The 16,527-nt window shown below is 67.3% G+C and carries 13 protein-coding genes and 4 tRNA genes; 4 read left to right on the top strand and 13 right to left on the bottom strand.

The genetic code is table 11. From position 1 onward, the window contains the following. From ACQG3P_RS18100 to ACQG3P_RS18080, 5 genes are all read right to left on the bottom strand, one after another. On the bottom strand, positions 1 to 308 hold a 308-nt coding region (locus ACQG3P_RS18100), incomplete at its 3' end, for a GTP-binding protein (protein WP_426805805.1). Between the two features lie 40 nt (positions 309 to 348). Further along, a tRNA-Thr gene (locus ACQG3P_RS18095) sits at positions 349 to 424 on the bottom strand. A gap of 47 nt (positions 425 to 471) precedes the next feature. Continuing rightward, positions 472 to 545: transfer RNA gene (locus ACQG3P_RS18090), tRNA-Gly, on the bottom strand. Between the two features lie 38 nt (positions 546 to 583). After that, positions 584 to 669, bottom strand: a tRNA-Tyr gene (locus ACQG3P_RS18085). A gap of 138 nt (positions 670 to 807) precedes the next feature. Next, a complete protein-coding gene (locus ACQG3P_RS18080; RefSeq protein ID WP_426805804.1) occupies positions 808 to 1,818 on the bottom strand; it encodes an isoaspartyl peptidase/L-asparaginase family protein in 1,011 nt (336 codons plus the stop codon). A 231-nt stretch (positions 1,819 to 2,049) separates the two neighbouring features. On the opposite strand from ACQG3P_RS18080, the gene ACQG3P_RS18075 reads away from it, so the two are divergent. Further along, on the top strand, positions 2,050 to 4,785 hold the full coding sequence (locus tag ACQG3P_RS18075) for a TonB-dependent receptor plug domain-containing protein (RefSeq protein WP_426805803.1): 2,736 nt from the start codon (positions 2,050 to 2,052) through the stop codon (positions 4,783 to 4,785). Positions 4,786 to 5,487: 702 nt separating this feature from the next. Here the strand turns inward: ACQG3P_RS18075 and ychF are convergent. From ychF to ACQG3P_RS18035, 8 genes are all read right to left on the bottom strand, one after another. Next, positions 5,488 to 6,579: a redox-regulated ATPase YchF gene (ychF, locus tag ACQG3P_RS18070; RefSeq protein WP_217538810.1), complete on the bottom strand. Its 1,092-nt coding sequence runs from the start codon at positions 6,577 to 6,579 to the stop codon at positions 5,488 to 5,490. Positions 6,580 to 6,631: 52 nt separating this feature from the next. Beyond that, positions 6,632 to 7,210: an aminoacyl-tRNA hydrolase gene (gene pth, locus ACQG3P_RS18065; RefSeq protein WP_184124884.1), complete on the bottom strand. Its 579-nt coding sequence runs from the start codon at positions 7,208 to 7,210 to the stop codon at positions 6,632 to 6,634. A gap of 81 nt (positions 7,211 to 7,291) precedes the next feature. Continuing rightward, positions 7,292 to 7,909, bottom strand: coding sequence for a 50S ribosomal protein L25/general stress protein Ctc (locus ACQG3P_RS18060; RefSeq protein WP_217538809.1), 618 nt, complete (start codon positions 7,907 to 7,909; stop codon positions 7,292 to 7,294). 113 nt (positions 7,910 to 8,022) lie between these two features. After that, positions 8,023 to 8,982 (bottom strand): ribose-phosphate diphosphokinase, encoded by a 960-nt coding sequence (locus ACQG3P_RS18055; RefSeq protein WP_038692467.1) that lies wholly within the window; start codon positions 8,980 to 8,982, stop codon positions 8,023 to 8,025. A 134-nt stretch (positions 8,983 to 9,116) separates the two neighbouring features. Beyond that, a tRNA-Gln gene (locus tag ACQG3P_RS18050) sits at positions 9,117 to 9,193 on the bottom strand. A gap of 9 nt (positions 9,194 to 9,202) precedes the next feature. Next, positions 9,203 to 10,072: a 4-(cytidine 5'-diphospho)-2-C-methyl-D-erythritol kinase gene (gene ispE, locus ACQG3P_RS18045; protein WP_426805802.1), complete on the bottom strand. Its 870-nt coding sequence runs from the start codon at positions 10,070 to 10,072 to the stop codon at positions 9,203 to 9,205. Further along, complete coding sequence (gene lolB, locus ACQG3P_RS18040) at positions 10,069 to 10,728, bottom strand: lipoprotein insertase outer membrane protein LolB (RefSeq protein ID WP_184124878.1); 660 nt, start codon at positions 10,726 to 10,728, stop codon at positions 10,069 to 10,071. Before lolB ends, ispE begins: the two co-directional genes overlap by 4 nt. Beyond that, the gene (locus ACQG3P_RS18035; protein ID WP_217538807.1) at positions 10,725 to 12,410 is read right to left on the bottom strand and encodes a tetratricopeptide repeat protein; all 1,686 of its coding nucleotides are present in this window, start codon (positions 12,408 to 12,410) and stop codon (positions 10,725 to 10,727) included. The genes lolB and ACQG3P_RS18035 overlap by 4 nt, the downstream gene beginning before the upstream one ends. 64 nt (positions 12,411 to 12,474) lie before the next feature. On the opposite strand from ACQG3P_RS18035, the gene hemA reads away from it, so the two are divergent. The 3 genes from hemA to ACQG3P_RS18020 are packed head-to-tail and all read left to right on the top strand — an operon-like array spanning position 12,475 to position 16,527. After that, complete coding sequence (hemA, locus tag ACQG3P_RS18030) at positions 12,475 to 13,758, top strand: glutamyl-tRNA reductase (protein ID WP_095364647.1); 1,284 nt, start codon at positions 12,475 to 12,477, stop codon at positions 13,756 to 13,758. After that, positions 13,736 to 14,821 carry a peptide chain release factor 1 gene (gene prfA, locus ACQG3P_RS18025; RefSeq protein WP_426805801.1) on the top strand — a complete coding sequence of 362 codons (1,086 nt, stop codon included), beginning with the start codon at positions 13,736 to 13,738 and terminating at the stop codon, positions 14,819 to 14,821. The genes hemA and prfA overlap by 23 nt, the downstream gene beginning before the upstream one ends. Further along, the gene (locus ACQG3P_RS18020) at positions 14,818 to 16,527 is read left to right on the top strand and encodes a tetratricopeptide repeat protein (RefSeq protein WP_426805800.1); all 1,710 of its coding nucleotides are present in this window, start codon (positions 14,818 to 14,820) and stop codon (positions 16,525 to 16,527) included. Before prfA ends, ACQG3P_RS18020 begins: the two co-directional genes overlap by 4 nt.

The raw sequence follows: 16,527 nt of genomic DNA, 5'->3' as shown, positions 1-16,527 counted from the left end.
ATCGCGCCGTCCATCTGGGCAGCACCGGTGATCATGTTCTTGACGTAGTCAGCATGGCCCGGGCAATCGACGTGGGCATAGTGACGGGTCGGGGATTCGTATTCGACGTGTGCGGTCGAGATCGTGATGCCACGGGCCTTTTCTTCCGGCGCGGCGTCGATCGAGGAATAATCCTTGAACTCGCCACCGAAGCGCTCGGCACCGATCTTGGTCAGTGCGGCGGTCAGCGTGGTCTTGCCGTGGTCGACGTGACCGATGGTGCCGACGTTGACGTGCGGCTTGGTGCGCTCGAACTTACCCTTGGCCATGGCTGCTTATCTCGAAATCGTCTGAATGGTGGCACTAAGATGGTGCTCACGAAAGGAATCGAACCTTCGACCTCCTCCTTACCAAGGAGGTGCTCTACCGACTGAGCTACGTGAGCGAGTTTTGAATTATGGCACGAATTTGAATATATTCAAATCCATTCAATGGAGCGGGAGACGGGGATCGAACCCGCACCATCAGCTTGGAAGGCTGAGGTTCTACCATTGAACTACTCCCGCATCGGAAGCTATTGCCACAACTTGAAACTGCATGAAACTGGTGGAGGGAGGTGGATTCGAACCACCGAAGGCGTAAGCCAGCAGATTTACAGTCTGCCCCCGTTGGCCGCTTGGGTATCCCTCCTTACCACCCTGTCCCGTGGCGCCGAAGCGTTTTCGGTGTGGGGTGGAAGAGCCGTGAATTTTGGGGGTGAATGCGGGTTCTGTCAACAACCTTTTTGAAATTTTTCACACGAATCGCAATTTGCCCTGACAACGCGGGCTATTGGCCCGGAAGCGTCAGCGTTTCGTCCGCGAAGATCGCCACGTGCGGCACGCCGTCGGCACCAATCCAGCCGCGATACATGCCCTGCGTATTGAACGGCGTGGCGGCACGGCCATCGGCCCCCAGCACGATCGCACCACCATCGCCGCCCAGCGCGGGAATGCGCGTATTGATCACCTCGCGCCCGGCCTCTTCCGGGCCTTGCTTCAGGTACTGCATGCGCGCGCAGATGTCGTACGCGGCGGCCGTGCGGATGTAGTACTCGCCCCAGCCGGTGCCGGACACCGCACAGGTGGCGTTTGCGTAGGTGCCGGCGCCGATGATCGGTGAGTCGCCCACCCGCCCGTAGCGCTTGTTGGTCATGCCACCCGTGGAGGTGCCGGCGGCCAGGTGGCCCTGGCTGTCCAGCGCGACGGCACCCACGGTGCCGAAGTGGCGGGCCGTTTCCAGGTCGGCATGGGCCTGCCCGCTGGCCTCTTCCTTCAGTGCCTTCTGCAGCTGTTGCCAGCGCTTTTCGGTGCGGAAGTAGGACGGATCGACCAGCGCGATGCCCTGGCTCGCGGCGAAGGTCTCGGCACCCTGGCCCACCATCATCACGTGCGGGGAGTGCTGCATCACCGCTTCGGCGAGGAGGATCGGGTTGCGCACGCGCTGCACGCCGGCCACTGCGCCGGCCTTGAGGCTGGCGCCGTCCATCAGCGCGGCATCCAGTTCGTTGCGCCCGTCATGGGTGAACACCGCGCCCTTGCCGGCATTGAAGGTCGGATCGTCCTCGAGCACGGTGATGGCGGCGGTGACCGCGTCCAGCGCCGGCTTGCCGGCCGCCAGCGCCTGGTGGCCTTTGATGAGCGCCTGGCTCAGTGCCGCGCGCGCCGCCTTTTCCTCGGCCGCCGAGAGATCGTTGCGCTGCACCCCTGCCCCGCCATGGATGACCAATACCGGTTCGGCGGCCGACGCGAGGGGGCTGAGCAGGCACAGGGACAGCAGGAGGGCGGATCGACGGGACATGGCGATGACCGGAGCGGGTGAACCCCCATCATGCCCGCGCCGCACGCCCGCCTGCATCGGCCGAAAGACATGCAGGCCGTGGCTGGGGCCGGAAATCGGCTTCAGCCCCTTCCTGAAGACGCGGCAGTGGTGAACGGCGTAAAAAAGGCGTTAAATGCGCGCCGTCCGTTCACCGAATGTGAATGGGGGTCGCGGCCTCCCCTGAGGCCTACTTTCTTGTTGGGAATTCTCATGCGTAAACAGGCGATGGCGTGGTCGATCCAGCTGGCGTTGATGGGTGTGGCCGCAACTGCGGCGGCGCAGGCCCCGGCCCCCGGGGTGCAGCAGCTGGACACGGTGCAGGTCACCGGCTCGCGCATTCCGCGCGCGCAGGTTGAAGGCCCGGCCCCGGTGACGGTGATCACCGCCGAGCAGATCCAGGCCAGCGGTTTCACCAGCGTGCCGGACGTGCTGCGTTCGATGACCCAGAACGGCGGCGAGACCCAGAGCCAGCAGTCCGCCAGCGGTGCCGATTTCTCACCGGGCGCGCAGCAGGTCGACCTGCGCGGGCTGGGGCCGAACCACACCCTGGTGCTGGTCAATGGCCGCCGGATTGCCGACTTCCCGATGCCGTTCCAGGGCCGCAGCAACTTCACCGACGTCTCCAACATCCCGCTGGGCATGATCGACCGGATCGAAGTGCTGACCGGCAGCGCGTCGGCCATCTACGGCTCGGACGCGATCGCCGGCGTGGTCAACTTCATCCTGAAGAAGCAGGTCGATGGCAGCACGGTGGACGTGCGCATGGGCACCACCACCGAGGGCGGTGGCGAGTCGTTCGACATGAGCATCGCCAGCGGCTTCGATTCGGGCAGGTTCAGCGCGGTATACAGCCTGGAACTGCAGTCGCAGACCCCGCTGTGGGCCTATGAGCGCACCCAGCAGGATTCCACCCTCGACGCCCCCACCGACAGCGCGCGCGCCGCGCGCCGCGCTTACCTGCGCACGGATTACAACGACGATTACCTGGACCCGGGCCAGGCCACCTGCGATGCGCTGGCCGGACAGAACAAGGGCAGCACCTACTACGCCGAGCGCGCGCGCTACGGCTTCTACTGCGGCAGCGACCGCTCGATCGGCTACGGCACGATCCTGAGCAAGCGCCGTGGCGCCAACGGCTACGCCTCGCTGCGCTATGGCTTCGAGAATGGCGCGGAGTGGTTCGCCGACGTACAGCTGGGCTACCACGACATCGCGCTGATGCGCGACGTGACCCAGTGGGGGCTGATGGCGCCGGATGGCAACGAGGACGGCTACTTCCACAACCAGGCCACCGACCAGGTGGAGTTCTGGCAGCGCCAGTTCTCGCCGGAGGAAATGGGCGGGCTGAGCAACGGCATGATCCGCAGCACGCAGAAGACCTTCAGTGTCACCACCGGGTTCAAGGGCTCGCTGGACGCGGCCTGGGATTACGAGGCCTCGCTGAGCCATTCGCAGTACCAGTCATCGATCCGCTGGCCGCAGATCATCGCGGCAAAGGCCAACGACCTGTTCCTGGGCCCGCAGCTGGGCGAGGACGACGATGGCTTCCCGATCTACAACGCCGACCCGGCGCGCCTGTACCGGCCGCTGACCCGCGCCGAGTACGATTCGATCGCCGCGCGCACCACCTACACGCCCAAGTCGCGCACCGATACCGCCACGCTGACCCTGACCAACGGCGAGCTGTTCGAGCTGCCCGGCGGCAAGGCCGGCTTTGCGGCCACCGCCGAGTTCGGCAACCAGTCCTACGCGCTCAATCCCGATCCGCTGGCCACGCAGTACTACTACTACAGCTGGAAGGATTCGGACGGCCATGGCAGCCGCAACCGCTGGGCCACCGCGGCCGAGCTGCGGCTGCCGCTGCACGACACGCTCAACGTGAGCGTGGCCGGCCGCTTCGACCAGTATCGCTACTCGGGCAACACGATCGGCAAGGCGACCTGGAGCGGCGGCATCGAATGGCGGCCGATCGATTCGCTGCTGGTGCGCGGCTCGTACGGCACCGCGTTCCGCGCGCCGGACCTGCACTATGTGTATGCCGGCCCGGGCAACGATGAAACCAGTGCCAACGACTACTACGCCTGCGCGGTGGATGGCGCGGACGACTGCTCCGATTACGAGGAAAACCTGATCCGGACCCGCGAGGGCAACCGCCAGCTCGATCCGGAGACCAGCACGTCCTGGAGCGCGGGTCTGGTGTGGTCGCCTGCCGTGGGCCTGGACCTGTCGGTGGACTGGTTCGACATCGACATGCGCGACCAGGTGCAGGACATGGACGTGAGCACGATCCTGCGCGATGAGGCAGCCTGCCGCCTGGGCGATGCTGATGCCAGCTCGCCGACCTGCGTGGACGCCATCAGCCGCGTCACCCGAACCGACGACGGCCGCCTGTACGGGGTGCACGTGAGCCCGATCAACATCGCCCGCGAAACCACCCGCGGCATCGACGTCGGCCTGCGCTACCGCCTGACCACCGGCGTCGGTGATTTCATCCTGAGCGGCAACCACACGTGGGTGCAGCGCCATGATTTCCAGCAGTTCGCCGGCGACGTGGTGGAAGACCAGTTCGCGGTCAACAGCGGCTTCGACATTCCGCGCACCAAGACCAGCGCCAGCCTGACCTGGGAGAACGCGGCGTGGTCGACCACGCTGTACGGTTCGCGGCTGGGCAAGCTGCCGAGCTTCGACAGCTACGACCAGAGTTTCGACTGGGAAAGCGGCGACAGCCCTTGGATGAAGGCGACGTACCGCTACAACCTGTCCGTGCAGTATCGCTTCGACGACCACTCGCGCCTGTCGCTGTCGGTGGTGAACCTGTTCAACAAGATGCCGCCGAAGGATGCGACCTATACGTCGTACCCGTATTACGACGTGTCGTGGTTCGATACCGTGGGCCGCCAGTTGAACCTGCAGTACACGCACAAGTTTGGAGGGTCTGCGCTGTAAGCGGTGAGGCGAACAGCCGTTCTGCAACGATCGTCTGGCTTGGCGGGACGGTGTGTCATAGCCATGGGAAACGCGGGGGACGGCCGTTGGCCGTCGATCCTTCCGATCCAATTCATGCGCTACCGGACGTAGATACGTTCACGGCGGTTGTTTGGGAACCAACCCTACCGGCGATGCCGGAGCATGCCAAACAACGGGAATTCCGCTCCTTCCTTGGCCACCGGCCAACTGTCGGGGGCCGGCGGGGGTGGGTTTGCGGGACCATAGAAAACATGGATGTTTTCTACGAGCCCCCATGGATGGGTTCACGGCGTGTCCCGCAAACCCGCACCCGACGGCCCAAGCCAGGTGCGCTCGCAGAGCAAGGCTGTTCGCTCATATGCGTGAAGCAGCCGGGCAACGCCCGGCATCACGTCAGTTGCGTGCACGTTCTCCACAGGGGTCGTGGAGAGCGGTGGGAGTTAGCTGTGGACAACCCTGCATGAGCCCCGCGCTGCAACGGTCTTGAGTGCGTGGTGATTATTTGTCCAGGCGAACGACGGGTTTTCCACACGCATCGTGGAAAGCCGTGGGAGTTTGTTGTGGACAAGTCGGTTGAAGCCTGTCGCGCAGCGCTTTCGGGGCGTGGCTAATTATTGTCCACACCCAAACGCAAACGCCCCGCTCAAGGCGGGGCGTTGCGGACATCAGCGTCGGGCTGAATCAGACGTTGAAGCGGAAGTGCAGGATGTCGCCTTCCTGGACGCGGTATTCCTTGCCTTCCAGGCGCAGGCGACCGGCTTCCTTGGCGCCGGCTTCGCCCTTGTACTTGATGAAGTCGTCATACGCGATGGTTTCGGCGCGGATGAAGCCCTTCTCGAAGTCGGTGTGGATCACGGCGGCCGCCTGCGGGGCGGTGGCGCCCTTGCGCACGGTCCAGGCGCGGACTTCCTTCACGCCAGCGGTGAAGTAGGTCTGCAGGCCGAGCAGCTTGTACGCCGCGTTGATCACGCGGTTGAGGCCCGGCTCGCTCAGGCCGAGGTCGGCCAGGAACGTGTCGCGGTCTTCGTCGTCCAGCTGCGAGAGCTCTTCTTCGATCGCCGCCGAGACCGGCACCACCATCGCGCCCTCGGCCGCAGCGTGCGCGCGCACCGCTTCCAGGTGCGGATTGTTCTCGAAGCCGTCTTCCAGCACGTTGCAGATATACATCACCGGCTTCAGCGTCAGCAGGAACAGGTCGCGCACCAGCGCCTTCTCTTCCTCGTCCAGGCCCACCGAACGACCCGCCTTGCCGTCGGCCAGCGCAGCCTGGAGCTTGGCCAGCACCGGCTTGCGAGCCGCTGCATCCTTGTCGCCACCCTTGGCCGCGCGCTCGGCGCGGTTCAGCGCCTTTTCCACGCTGTCCAGGTCCGCCAGGGCCAGCTCGATGTCGATCGTCTCGATGTCCGAGATCGGATCCACCTTGCCTGCCACGTGGATGATGTCGCCGTGCTCGAAGCAGCGCACCACGTGCGTGATCGCATCCACTTCGCGGATGTGGGCCAGGAACTTGTTGCCCAGGCCTTCACCGCTGGCGGCACCGGCGACCAGGCCGGCGATGTCGACGAACTCCACGGCGGTCGGGATGACCTTCTGCGGGTTGATGATCGCCGCCAGTTCGTTCAGGCGCGGATCCGGCACGGGCACGATGCCGACGTTCGGCTCGATGGTGCAGAACGGGAAGTTGGCCGCGGCGATGCCCGCCTTGGTCAGCGCGTTGAACAGGGTCGATTTGCCGACGTTGGGCAGGCCGACGATGCCGCATTTGATACCCATCTTTGACAACCTCTGGGGTGGTAGGCACCGACCGTCGGTCGGTGCGCCGTGGTTATTTCGGGGTGTGCAGGCGCTTCATCGCCTCACTGTAATCGCCACGCACGGCCAGCGGCAGTACGTCGATGGCGTCGTCGATGGCATGCCCGATCAGCACGTCATCGTCCTTGCTGGCACGGCCGAGCACCCATGGCACCACGCGGTCCTTGTGACCGGGATGACCGATGCCGATGCGCAGGCGGTGGAACCTGCCATGGCCGAGCAGGCGGATGGTGTCACGCAGGCCGTTCTGGCCACCGTGGCCGCCATCGAACTTGAGCCGGGCCACGCCGGGCGGCAGGTCCAGTTCGTCGTGCGCCAGCAGGGTTTCCTCGGGCTCGATCTTCCAGAAGCGCTGGGCGGCGGTGACCGACTTGCCACTGAGATTCATGAAGGTGGCGGGCTTGAGCAGCCACACCGGTTGGCCGGCGATATCGACCTTGGCGGTCTCGCCGAACAGCTTGCTGTCCACGCTCCAGCGCGCGCCGGCCTGTGCGACCAGGGCGTCAATGAAACGAAACCCGGCATTGTGCCGGGTCTGGGCGTGCTCGGGTCCGGGGTTACCCAGGCCAACGATCAATCGCAATCCTGTCATCGCTCTTCTTCATCGCTACCGGCGTCGTGCCGGTACATGCAGAAACGGCGCCTGCCCCGGGGGGACAGGCGCCGCAATCACTTACTCTGCAGCAGCCACTTCTTCATCAGCGGCTTCGCCCTTGCCGTGCTTGGCAGTGACGATGGCGTCGTCGTGGTCCTTGCCCTGGGCCAGGGCAACGATCTCAACGCCCTTCGGCAGCTTGATGTTGGACAGGTACACCACGTCGCCAGCCTTCAGCTCGCCCAGGTCGACGTCGATCGACTCCGGCAGGTCCTTCGGCAGGCAGCTGATGGTGACTTCCTTCAGTTCGTGGGTGACCACGACGTCGGCAGCCTTGCCGGCCGGCGAGGTGTCTTCGTTGAGGAAGTGCAGCGGCACCGAAGCGGTCAGGGCCTGGTTCTCATCCACGCGCAGGAAATCCAGGTGCATGATCAGCTGCTTGTGCGGGTGGCGCTGCATGTCACGCAGCAGGACCTTGGTGATCTGGCCGTCCAGGTTCAGGCTCAGGATCGACGAGTAGAACCACTCGTTCTGCTGGGCCAGCCAGGTGGCGTTGTGGTCCAGGCTGATGGCGACCGGTTCGGCGTTGCCACCGTACACGATGGCCGGGATCACACCGGCGTGACGCAGGCGGCGGCTCGCACCCTTACGCTGCAGTTCACGCTTGGTGACCTTGATTTCATGGGTCTTCGACATTTTGCTTCTACCAGTTGTTGCCTTGCCGGAATGGCTTGGCGATGAAGGGCACGTCCGCGACCAGACGTCCCCGGGGCCCTGGCTGCCGTTGCCGGCGGCCAGGAAAAAACGAATCAATCCACGTACAGCGAGCTGACCGACTCGCCGAAGGCGATGCGGCGCATCGTTTCGGCCAGCATTTCCGCCACGCTGAGCTGGCGGATCTTGCTGCACACGCGCGCTTCTTCACGCAGCGGGATGGTATCGGTCACCACCAGCTCGTCGAGCTGGGAGTTGTTGATATTGTCCACCGCCGGGCCCGAGAGCACGGCGTGGGTGCAGTACGCGGCCACCTTGAGGGCGCCACGCGCCTTCAGCGCCGCGGCGGCCGCACACAGGGTGCCGGCGGTATCGACGATGTCATCGACCATCACGCAGGTCTTGCCTTCGACGTCACCGATGATGTTCATCACGGTGGAGACGTTGGCGCGCGGACGGCGCTTGTCGATGATCGCCAGGTCGGCATCGTCCAGGCGCTTGGCGACGGCACGCGCACGCACCACGCCACCCACGTCCGGGGACACCACGATCAGGTTTTCAGTGCCGTAGGCGCGCCAGATATCGGCGAGCAGCAGCGGCGAGGCATACACGTTGTCCACCGGCATGTCGAAGAACCCCTGGATCTGGTCGGCATGCAGGTCCACCGTCAGGACGCGGTCGGCGCCAACGGCGCTGAACATCTTGGCGGCGACCTTGGCGGTGATCGGCACGCGCGAGGAGCGCATGCGGCGATCCTGGCGCGAGTAGCCGAAGTACGGCACCACGGCGGTGACACTGTTGACCGAAGCGCGCTTGAGCGCGTCGATCAGGACCAGCAGTTCCATCAGGTTCTCGGCGCTGGGCGCACAGGTCGGCTGGATCACGAAGACGTCCTGCTTGCGGACGTTCTCTTCGATTTCGACCTGCACTTCGCCATCGGAGAAGCGCGACACCAGCGCCTTGCCCGGTCGCACCCCCAGTTCCTTGCAGATGCTCTGCGCAAGGCGCTTGTTGGCGTTGCCGGAAAATACCAGCAGGTTCGGGTGATCTTGCATCATGACGGTCTCGGGCGGGAGCGATTGGCGGAGAACTCGGCCGCCGGCGCCCGAGGACGTCTGCGGTGACAACACCGCGGCCGTTCAACCGTGTCCGCGCAGCATGCGCATGGAACGCGGTTGGCGTCCGCAAGTGGCAGGGGCGGGAGGATTCGAACCTCCGAATGCCAGGATCAAAACCTGGTGCCTTGGGCCTCTTGGCGACGCCCCTGCATCAAAATCAATAACGCTCGAGTACATCAAGCAGTGGCGAGCGCTCCACGCCCGCAGCCACCCATGCCCGCAGTTCCTTCGGCAACCGCGCCAGGCCCTGCTCTGCAGCAGCGCGCGTGGCGAACTCGACGAAACAACCGCTTCCCGACCCGGTGAGTCGTGCCCGGCCAATCCTGTCCAACGCGATAAGCACTGCCTCGACGGCAGGTTCGCGACGGCGCAGTACCGGCTCGAACGCATTCCCGAGCAAAGACCCGGAAGCGAAGTCCGCTATTTTCGCTACTGGGGCGTCGCGCGTCAAATCGGGACTGGCGAAAAGTGCAGCCGTGGGCACGTGAACGCCGGGGTCGGCGATCACATACCAGGCCGGCGGCAGCGCCAGCGGGGTCAGTTGTTCCCCCACGCCTTCGGCCCAGGCGTTGCGGCCGCGCACGAAGACCGGCACGTCCGCGCCCAGCTGCAGGCCCAGGCCGGCCAGCGCATCTTCGTCCAGACCCGTTTTCCAGAGCGCGTTCAACGCGACCAGGACAGTCGCCGCATCGGAAGAACCCCCGCCAAAACCGCCGCCCGCCGGAATGCGCTTTTCGACGGCGATATCCACACCTTGAGCGACGTTCGCATGATTTTTCAGGAGGACCGCAGCACGCACGGCGAGATCATCGGCCTCGGCCACGCCGGGCACGGACGGCCCCACACGACGCACCTGGCCGTCTTCACGCACCTGCAGCTGGACCCGGTCGCCCCAGTCCAGCAGCCGGAACACGCTCTGCAGTTCGTGGTAGCCGTCGGCGCGGCGGCCGGTGATGTGCAGGAACAGGTTGAGTTTGGCCGGGGCCGGAAACCACGGCCCGCCGGCGTTCAGGTCCAGCGCGCTCATGGGCTGCCGAGCACCCAGCCGTCGACCAGCAGGCGCACTTTGGCGTCGCCATTGACCGCCTCGATCCGCCGCGGCAGCACCGGGCGGTCGCCTTCAGCCGGATACCAGTCCAGGAACTGGATCTCCCAGTCCATCTGGCGGACGCGGCGCGGCCGGCCGTCGGCGTCCCGATCGATCTGCCCGGCGCCGGCCCCTTCGGCGACCAGGCCGCGCACCCAGTCCGGCAACTGGTTCACCGGGATATCCCAGCCGGTGGCCTCCAGCAGCACCTGCTGCGCATCCTCGCCTTGGCGGGGACCACCGTCCACGCCGTCCAGGCGCCCGCTGCGGCTTTCGCTGTCGCCGCTCAGGGTCCAGCTCTGCCGGGTGACCGGCGCGCTCAGCGACACCACGTACTGCCGCGCCTGCTGCTGCCAATCGATGCGACCACTGCCGCCGTTGCGCCCCTTGCTGACCGCGACCCGGCCCTGGAACGACCACGCCGGCTGTGCGCGCAGTGCGTCCACGCGCGCGGCCTCGGCCTGCTGCGCTTCGGTGCTCACGGTGGTCACCACATCGGGGGCGGCCGGGGCCTTGCGCGTGTCCAGTGACACGCAGGCCGACAACGACACGGCCAAGACCGCCGCCAGGGCGGCCTTCACGGGAATCAGGTTCATACGCCGTATTTCTCGATCACGCGCTGCAGCGCACGGTTTTCCGGGTCGAGCTTGCGTGCTTCATCGAAGAAGCGGCGGGCCTCGTCCTTGCGCCCGAGCACCCACAGCACCTCACCCACATGCGCGGCGATTTCCGGGTCCTTGGCCAGCGTCCAGGCGCGGCGCAGCTGGACCAGCGCTTCTTCGTTGCGGCCCAGGCGATAGAGCACCCAGCCGTAGCTGTCGACGATGGCGGCGTTGTCCGGCTCGGCCACGCGGGCACGGTCGATCAGCTCCAATGCTTCCTGGTAGCGCGTGGTGCGGTCGGCCAGGGTGTAGCCCAGCGCATTGAGCGCGGCCACGTTCTCCGGCTCGGTCACCAGGATCTTGCGCAGGTCCGCTTCGGCGCGCGGCACGTCATCGCGGCGCTCCCAGGCCAGCGCGCGTGCATACAGCAGCGCGTTCTCGTCCGGGTAGGCGGCCAGGCCCCGGGCCAGCGCGTCCAGCTCACCCGGCAGGTCATCGCCCCGCTGGCGCAGCTCGGCTTCGAGCAGGTACGCATCGCGCCGCGCTTCATCGTCGATCATGGCGTCGGACTGGATCGCGTGCACCCCGGCGAAGGCCTTGTCGGTCTGGCCCAGTTCGTACTGTGCGCTGGCCGCACGCAGGCGCGCTTCGGCCCGCTCTTCGCCGCCCGGCACGCTGAGGTACCAGTCCACCGCTTCGGCATGGCGCTTGAGGTATTCGGCGATCTTGCCCAGCAGCAGGCGCTGCGCCGGATCCGGCTTGGTCGCCTGCTTCGAGAGATCGGTATACAGCGCCAGCAGCGCCACATCGTCCTTCTGCTTGGCCAGCAGCGAGGCGCGCATGCCCCAGGTCTGCACGTTCTGCGGACCGACCGCGAGCACGCGCTCGGCCGATGTCGCATCGCCCATGGCGTCGTAGGCGATGGCGACGGCATTGCGCAGCTCCGGGTCTTCGGCGGTGCGCGGTTCCACCGAACGCAGCGCTGCCAGGGCGTCGTCGGTCTTGCCGGCCTGGAACATCAGGCTGGCATTGAGCAGCGCCACGCGCGGCTCACCGGGGAAGCGGCGCACCACTTCATCGACCATGCGCCGGGCCAGCTCGGGCCGGTCCATGCGCATGGCCAGCCGGCCAAATTCCTGCCAGGGCTCGAGCTGGTTGGGGATGGCGTTGTCGTCGACCAGCCGGCCCAGCACATCGGCGGCGGCGGCCGGGTCGCGGCCCCCACCGACCAGCGCGGCCAGCGCGAACTTCCAGCCGCGCGGGTCCGGGTCACGCAGCAGGCTGGCCAGCTCGGTCCGCGCGCCCTTCACATCGCCCTTGCGCAGGTCCAGCGCGGCCGCAGCGCTGCGCATGGACAACGAACGGGGCGCACGCTTCTCCCACAGGGACAACGCGCGGCTGGCGCGCTTGTCATCGTCGGCGAGCATGGCGATCCGGGTGGCGCGCTCGGCCAGGCCGGCGTCGTCACGGCCCGCCTCGGCGGCCTCCAGGTACCAGCGCGCGGCCTCGGGCAGCTTGCCGGCCTGCAGCGCGAACTCACCGGCCATGACCGGGGTCAGCGACGCCGGTTCGGCCGTTCCGGCCTTGCCGGCCGGTGCAGCCGGAGCCGCCGCCAGGGCGTTGGCGGTGAACAGGGACAGCAGCAGAACGCTGGAGATGCGAATCAATGCGGGCATCGGGGGCTTCTGGCCTTAAAATGACGACTTGAATGGCCAGCAGCTTATCGCAAGCAACTGAACAATGACCCTGTGGGTGCTCGGACTGAATCACCAGACCGCGCCAGTGGAACTGCGCGAACGCGCGTCCTTTGGCGGCGACGCCCTGCCCCAGGCATTGGCGTCGCTGCGCGATACCCCGCAGGTGGCCGAGGCGGTGCTGCTGTCCACCTGCAACCGCACGGAGCTGTATGCCGTGGCCGAATCGGGCGAGGCGCTGGCGCAGTGGCTGGAGTCGCACGCCGGGCAGCTGCACGGTTACCTGTACCAGCATGCCGATGCCGATGCGGTGCGCCACCTGTTCCGGGTCGCCACCGGGCTGGACTCGATGGTGCTGGGTGAGCCCCAGATCCTGGGCCAGGTGAAGGATGCCTGGGCGACCGCGCGCGACCATGGCCTGCTCGGCCAGCGCCTGGATCGCTTGTTCCAGCAGACCTTCTCGGTGGCCAAGCGCGCGCGCACCGATACCCGCGTGGGCGCCAACCCGATCTCGGTGGCCTCCACCGCAGTGCGCCTGGCGCAGAACTCCTTCGCGCGGCTGGAAGACTCCACCGTACTGCTGGTCGGCGCCGGCGAAACCATCGAACTGGCCGCCCGCCACCTCAGCGAAGGCCGCGTACGCCGGCTGCTGATCGCCAACCGCACCCTGGCGCACGCGCAGGAGCTGGCCACCCGCCACGGCGGCGTGGCACTGCCGCTGACCGAGCTGGAACGCCACCTGGGCGAAGCCGACGTGGTGTTTTCGGCCACCGCCGCGCGCGAGCCGGTGATCACCAAGGCGCAGATCGCCGCCGCGCTGCGCTCGCGAAAGCACAAGCCGATGCTGCTGTTCGACCTGGCGGTGCCGCGCGATATCGAAACCGGGGTGGGCGAGCTGCAGGACGCCTTCCTGTACACGGTCGACGACCTGGAGCGCGCGGTGGAGGACAACCGCCGCAGCCGGCGCGAGGCGGCCGCTGAAGCCGAAGCCATCATCGAGCTGCAGGTATCGCGGTTCGTCGAGACTCTGCAGGCCAACGCGCACCAGGCGCCGCTGCGCCAGCTGCGCGCGTACGGCGAAGCCACCCGGGTGGAAATGCTGGACAAGGCGCGCCAGCAGCTGGCCCACGGCAAATCGCCGGAGGAGGTGCTGGAGCTGCTCGCGCATGGCCTGACCAACCGCCTGCTGCACCCGCCGACCGCCGCGCTGCGTGCGGCCGCGCTCAGCGGCGATACTGAATTGACCCGCGCCGCCGAGCGCCTGTTCCCGGCCAAACCGGGCTACCAACACCCTGCCGTGAGCAACGATGACGCCGACCCTGCGCCGTAAGCTGGAAGCGCTGGCCGAACGCCGCGAAGAACTTGAACGCCTGCTGGCCGACCCGGATGTGGTCGGCGACAACGAGCGCTTCCGCAATTTTTCACGTGAATTCGCCCAGCTGCAGCCGATCGCCACCGCGCTGGACGACGAAGCGCGGGCGTTGGCCGACCTGGCCGCCGCCGAAGCGATGCGTGCCGACCCGGACCTGCGCGAGCTGGCCGAGGAGGAAATCATCGCCGCGCAGGAACGCCTGCAGCAGCTGGACCATGACCTGGCGCTGCTGCTGGTGCCGCGCGATCCGCGCGACGATGGCAACCTGTTCCTGGAAGTGCGCGCCGGCACCGGCGGCGACGAGGCGGCGATTTTCGCCGGCGACCTGTTCCGCATGTACGCGCGCTATGCCGAGCGCCAGGGCTGGAAGGTGGAGATCGAATCGGACAGCCCCGGCGAGCATGGCGGCTACAAGGAGATCGTGGCGCGCGTGGTCGGCCGCGGCGCCTATTCCAAGCTCAAGTTCGAATCCGGCACGCACCGCGTGCAGCGCGTCCCGGCCACCGAGTCGCAGGGCCGCATCCACACCTCGGCGGCCACGGTAGCGATCATTCCCGAAGCCGACGAGGTCGATGAGATCGTCATCAACCCGGCCGACCTGCGGGTGGATACGTTCCGCTCGTCCGGCGCCGGTGGCCAGCACGTCAACAAGACCGAATCGGCCATCCGCATCACCCACGTGCCCAGCGGCGTGGTGGTGGAATGCCAGACCGAGCGCAGCCAGCACGCCAACCGCGACAAGGCGATGAAGCGCCTGAAGGCGCAGCTGCTCGATGCCGAGCGCAGCAAGCAGGCGGCCGCCACCGCGGAAAGCCGCCGGCTGCAGGTCGGCAGCGGCGACCGCAGCCAGCGCATCCGCACCTACAGCTTCCCGCAGGGCCGGATCACCGACCACCGCGTGGAAGGGCTGACCCTGTACGACCTGCCCAACATCATCGCCGGTGAGCTGGACACGCTGGTGGAGCGGCTGATCCACGAACATCAGGCCGATGAACTGGCCCAGCTGTCCGCCGGCGCGTGAGCATGGACCCGCAGCGCGAGCAGCTGCGCAGCGCGGTGCAGCGCCAGCCGCAGGACTTCATCGCCTGGGTGATGCTGGCCGACGCCGAGCTTGAGGCCGGTGACACCGCTGCCGGCGATCACGCCGCTACACGCGCGTTGCAAATGCGCCCCGGCCACCCCGAAGCGCTGGCCCGGCTGGGCCGCACGCGCTGGATGCAGGGCCGCCATGGCGAAGCAGCCACGCTGTTGCGGCAGGCCGCCAACCTGGTCCCGGAGCACCCCGGCATCGCGCTGTGGCTGGGCCACGCGCTGGAAGACGCCGGCCAGCCTGAAGCCGCTGCCGATGCCTACCGCCAGGCGCATCGGCTGCTGCCCGGCGAGCCTTACATCACCGCCCAGCTGCTCAACTGGCAACGCCGGCTGTGCGACTGGCGCGAACTCGAACCGCTGTCCCAGCAGGTGCGCCAGGCCGTGGCGCAGGGCGCGGCGGTGGTGGAGCCGTTCGCCTTCCTCAGCGAAGACGCCAGCGCCGCCGAGCAGCGGGCGTGTGCGCGGCAGCGCGCTGCGGGCATTGCCGAGGGAGTGCGTGCGCTGCCGCCTGCGCAGGTCCGCCGCGAGGGCCAGCTGCGCGTGGGTTTCCTTTCCAATGGCTTCGGCGCGCACCCCACCGGGCTGCTGACCGTGGCGCTGTTCGAGCAGCTGCGTGCGCTCGGCGCGCTGGAGCTGCATCTGTTTGCCCTCAACGCCGATGATGGCAGCGCGATCCGCGCGCGCCTGCAGGCCGCTGCCACTGCACTGCATGACGTGTCGAGCCTGCCGCACGCGGCGATCGCCGCGCGGATCCGCGCGACCGGCATCGATGTGCTGTTCGATCTGCGTGGCTGGGGCGGAGGGGGCGCGCCGGCGGTACTGGCGATGCGCCCGGCCCCGGTGCAGGTGAACTGGCTGGCGTATCCGGGCACGTCGGGCGCGGCGTGGATCGACTACGTGCTGGCCGATGACTACGTGCTGCCTGCCGCGCTGACGCCGGCCTTCAGCGAACAGGTCCGGCGCCTGCCCCGCGCGTTCCAGCCCTCGGACAACACCCGCGTGCTGGAGCCCGCGCCAGGCCGCGAGGCCTGTGGCCTGCCCGCGCAGGGCGTGGTGTTCTGCTGCTTCAACAACAGTTACAAGCTCAACCCGCGCAGCATGCGCCGCGCGTTCGCGGTGCTGCAGGGCGTGCCGGGCAGCGTGTTGTGGCTGCTGTCCGGGCCGGGCAATGCCGATGCGCGGCTGCGCGCGGCGGCGCGCGAGGCGGGGCTGGATCCGGCGCGGCTGGTGTTCATGCCCAAGCTGCCGCACCCGACCTACCTGGCGCGCTACCAGCAGGCGGACCTGTTCCTGGACACCCACCCGTACAACGCGCACACCACCGCATCCGATGCACTGTGGGCCGGCTGCCCGGTGCTGACCTGCCCGGGCGCGACGTTCGCTTCGCGCGTGGCCGGTTCGCTCAACCATCACCTGCAGCTGCCGGCGATGAACGCTGCCGACGACCGCGCATTCGTGGAGACCGCCATCGCGCTCGGCAACGACCCGCAGGCACTGGCAGCGCTGCGCGCCACCCTGGCCCAGCGGCGTTCGGACACCGGCCTGTTCGACATGGCCGGGTTTGCACGCGACTTCAGTGCCGAGGTGCAGGCGATGGGGCGATTGCATGGCTGGCAGGATGCACACGCGGGCTGA

The sequence above is a fragment of the Stenotrophomonas sp. SrG genome (assembly GCF_050031795.1).
Classification (GTDB): Bacteria; Pseudomonadota; Gammaproteobacteria; order Xanthomonadales; family Xanthomonadaceae; genus Stenotrophomonas; species Stenotrophomonas rhizophila_A.
The sequence above is the reverse complement of the archived record's forward strand: the minus strand, read 5'-3'. Positions and strand labels throughout refer to the sequence as shown.